The organism is Aquisalimonas sp., assembly GCF_007120195.1.
Lineage (GTDB): Bacteria > Pseudomonadota > Gammaproteobacteria > Nitrococcales > Aquisalimonadaceae > Aquisalimonas.
The window spans coordinates 1-3511 of the sequence record NZ_SKOG01000292.1; the positions used below are offsets into that span (position 1 = coordinate 1).

Consider the following 3511-nt stretch of genomic DNA (forward strand, 5'->3'; position numbering starts at 1 on the left):
ACTGTTCCCACCCGCTATACGGGGCCGGACAACTGATCGAAACGACTTTGTTGCCAACCTGGACAGAATATTTCGGCCCTACCAAGCGAACCTGAGGTGCATAGCGCAACGAGGGGTCAGACTGAAGAACAGGAGCAGGCAACTGGGAGACCGGCAACTTCTCGATGCGAGAATACTGTCGCCTCAGATTCTGGAAAATCAGCCCAGGCAAGAGATCGGAGACAGACGGCGTCTCAGACGAAAAGCGAATCTCCCACAGCGCTTCCACGATGGGGTCATGCCTGAGCCGCACTGGTACCCGATGAGGGTCCATTCTGTCCTACCGCCCGCAGATGTTGTGATGATCCTAAGCCTAGCAAACTTTCGACCTCCCCCATAGCGACTTGTGCTGAGCTTTCGGGCGTGTGGGGCTGGTGGACAAAGAGGGCCAGCCCCGAACCACCGACCCTGGTGGCGGTGGCCCGCCGCCAGCGTGAGGGTATGCCGACACCACGGCCGGGGTTGTCGTCGCGTGTTCTGGTAGTAGCGTCAACGGCGTTCGCTCACCAGAGCCTCAAACTGAGAAATCTCGGCATCGATCCCGTGCAATAAACTAAGAAATCACTGGTGGGATAAAGTGCTATACAACAGCTTGGGTGCGGAGATTGGTGCAGCCGTGGACATCGGCACCGGCGGTCTGTCACTCGGCGCCGGCACCGCATTGGGGACGCTTCTCGGCGGCGGCACGGGCGTCTCGCACAGCCTGGGCCCCAATTTGTGGCACCGTTGGCGCGGACAGGCTCCAGTCTGCGTCGATGACGAGACGCTCCTGGTCCTGGCCACGCGGCAGGCGTACCTGCTCGACGAACTGCGGGCGCGGGGGCATGGGAGCCCGGAGGCGGTGCGAGGCGTTGACTACGGACAGATACCGCACCGGAACTTGCTGCGTTCATTGCGCAATGCGCGCCGGCATCCGCGGTGATCGTCACTGAACGAGAGCTTTCGGGATAGTAGCGGTCGAGCCAAGGTGATCCAGGCAATCACCGGAACATTGAGGCAGAACAAGTGACAGCCGCGGCTGGACAATCACGCGGTGGAAGCCATTCGCCCCGAAAGCAACCGGCAGCGGTAGGCATCACCCACTGCGTGTTGCTCGGCAAATGCCGGGATACCATCGCTGTCCGATTACTTGGCGATGCCAAGAAACGGCGCAAGGGAGCGATTGACTTCAAGCATCACCTCCGCTTTGAGGGACCCGAACACTGTCCCTACCCTTTCCCGAGCGACGCTGACGGCTTTATCCACCATCACTTGCGAGGGCACCCGGAGATTGTTGTCGCCATGCGTGGCCACCATGACGCGGAACAGCGGCGTCTCCCGCAGGTGGCTGGTAACCGGAAGCACCGTCACGGACGGGTGCCAATCAAAGTAGCCAGACTGAATCACCAAAGCGGGACGAGGCTTGCCGTCATCCCCTGCCACCGCGACAGTCGCCAGATCTCCGCGCTTCGCCGCCAGCCTTCGGTGTCCGAGGCCGAATCGATCCAGTCAAGCACGTCACGCTCCTGCGGATCGTCTCGAAGCCGCGCCGACTGCCGCCGTGCTTCCTGGGGAAAAGAGGGCCGTCGCGTATCGGGCACCCACAGTTGAATCGGACGCAGCCCGGCCTGGCGCAACGCCGCCCGGCGCTTTCTGACGCGTTCATTGGTGGACGCAGCCATGGTTTTCAGCCTTGGCCATGCCGCTACATGCGACATGCCTGGCATATCGGTTGCCTGCTACGACCCTGGCACCAGACGGTCTGCCTCCATTCGGACCAGCCCTTCGCCTGCATCAGCACTCGACGTTTCCATCCGGCTGCGCCCGGCGCACCGGGCGCCGCAGCGCCATCGACCTGCAGCTATGCTCGTCGGCTATCGACTGATCTGCCGGCTGACAAACCAGGCAATCAACGGCGGCAACAGGGTCCACTGCATCAGCGGCAGTAACCCAGTCCCCAGAACGGGCAACACCGGCATATGCTCGGCGTAGGTCCAGCGCTGCGCGATTTCCGTGGCGTGCCATTCGAACACGATGGTGATGGCAATACCTACCGCGATAAACACACCGAGGTGCCGCAACGTCGGGTGCAGTATCCAGTACCGGTTGCCCCAGCAAAAGGCGACCACCCAATAGCCGGTGAGTGCGATCAATGCGTCACCGCCCGTGGCCCGCGTGCAGAACAGGATGGCATCCCAGTGGCCGGCTGTCGGCATCCCCGCGAAGAACGGGACCTGGAGAAACTCCCACGGGTAATTGACCAGGAACGCGAACAGCAGCACGTTGAACTCGGGCAGGTCGAGAATGCTGCGTGCGTTCCGCATTCGGGCGGTTGCCATGCTGCTCTCCCCGTTTGGGCGGTCTCATCGGCGTGCGGCGGATGCCTCAAACTCGTGCGTTCTCGACCCCTCAAGCATCACATGCCAAGACCACTCAACACTTGATCCGGGTCAATGCGCCCGGCATCCCACAGGACTAGCGTGGATAATCGAAGTACTGGCCGCTTCGACGAGTAAGGGCGGTGGCGCCATGACGGTGCAAGGGTTTCGCAGTTGGCTGTTGACCAGGATCACCGGGGCATTCCTGCTCTGGGTGATCTCACTGTCGGTGGCGGCTGGGTACGCGTGCGCGCCACTGGTCGACGACGGATCGCCAGTGCTGGCCGACAGCGGAAATGGCACTACCCCCTCCCAATCGGCACCCGATGCATGTAGCGAGCACCCGCCCGACACTCAGGGCAGCGTGAGCAAACCACTGGCCGACGATTCCCACGGCCTTGATGTCGATGGTGCCTCTTCCTACGGCATCCTCGGCCGCGCAGCCTACGGTTCACCGAGCGTCGCTTCCCTCCTGACCTCACGGCATCGCATGTCCGCGGGGTCGCAGCCCGTCTATCTCGCCACGGCGCGCCTGCGACTCTGAGTGTCTCCCCTGGCCATGAGACTGCCGCACCTGTGCGGCGTACCGCCTCGTGCCGGGTCGTTCGCATAGCGTTGACCACTCGCAGGCTGCGAGCCGAACGCACCCCGACCCGCTGGAGGCCCACCGGATGTCCCCGACCACCGGGTCAATCCCTAGGGAGACAAGACAATGACCATGAACCGACGGCGTTTTCTGGTCGCGGCCAGCACGGTCGTAGGCGGTGCCGGCGCATTGACTGCGGCAGTGCCATTCATCCGCTACTGGACACCAAGTGCACGAGCCAAGGCCATTGCGGCTCCTGTCGAGGTCAATCTCGAGGCGCTGGAACGCGGGCAGCAGATCAGCGTCGACTGGCGCGGGCAGCCGGTCTGGATACTCCGCCGGACCCCGGAGATGCTCCAGCGCCTGGACGCCCTGACCGATTCGGGTGAGTTGCGGGACCCTCACGCCGAGGTCGCCACACAGCAGCCCTCTTACGTCAGTGGCGCTCAGCGCTCCGTGAACGACGACTACCTGGTCGTGATCGCGATCTGCACGCACCTCGGCTGCGTCCCGTCGTTTCGCCCCGAGC

At 63.1% G+C, this 3511-nt stretch carries 7 protein-coding genes; 3 read left to right on the forward strand and 4 right to left on the reverse strand.

The window, feature by feature from the left end; all coding sequences use genetic code 11:
* On the reverse strand, positions 1–313 hold a 313-nt coding region (locus QZT63_RS20225), incomplete at its 3' end, for a TIGR04255 family protein (RefSeq protein ID WP_366637659.1).
* A 303-nt stretch (positions 314–616) separates the two neighbouring features.
* On the opposite strand from QZT63_RS20225, the gene QZT63_RS19855 reads away from it, so the two are divergent.
* The gene (locus QZT63_RS19855; protein ID WP_290653788.1) at positions 617–961 is read left to right on the forward strand and encodes a DUF3482 domain-containing protein; all 345 of its coding nucleotides are present in this window, start codon (positions 617–619) and stop codon (positions 959–961) included.
* Between the two features lie 203 nt (positions 962–1164).
* On the opposite strand, the gene QZT63_RS19860 is transcribed toward QZT63_RS19855, so the two are convergent.
* From QZT63_RS19860 to QZT63_RS19870, 3 genes are all read right to left on the reverse strand, one after another.
* Positions 1165–1461 carry a type II toxin-antitoxin system PemK/MazF family toxin gene (locus QZT63_RS19860; RefSeq protein ID WP_290653790.1) on the reverse strand — a complete coding sequence of 99 codons (297 nt, stop codon included), beginning with the start codon at positions 1459–1461 and terminating at the stop codon, positions 1165–1167.
* Positions 1422–1700 (reverse strand): antitoxin MazE family protein, encoded by a 279-nt coding sequence (locus tag QZT63_RS19865; RefSeq protein WP_290653792.1) that lies wholly within the window; start codon positions 1698–1700, stop codon positions 1422–1424. Before QZT63_RS19865 ends, QZT63_RS19860 begins: the two co-directional genes overlap by 40 nt.
* A gap of 192 nt (positions 1701–1892) precedes the next feature.
* Positions 1893–2357: a hypothetical protein gene (locus QZT63_RS19870; RefSeq protein WP_290653794.1), complete on the reverse strand. Its 465-nt coding sequence runs from the start codon at positions 2355–2357 to the stop codon at positions 1893–1895.
* 190 nt (positions 2358–2547) lie between these two features.
* On the opposite strand from QZT63_RS19870, the gene QZT63_RS19875 reads away from it, so the two are divergent.
* Positions 2548–2940, forward strand: coding sequence for a hypothetical protein (locus QZT63_RS19875; RefSeq protein WP_290653796.1), 393 nt, complete (start codon positions 2548–2550; stop codon positions 2938–2940).
* 168 nt (positions 2941–3108) lie between these two features.
* The coding region (gene petA, locus QZT63_RS19880) for a ubiquinol-cytochrome c reductase iron-sulfur subunit (protein ID WP_290653798.1) at positions 3109–3511 on the forward strand (403 nt) is incomplete at its 3' end.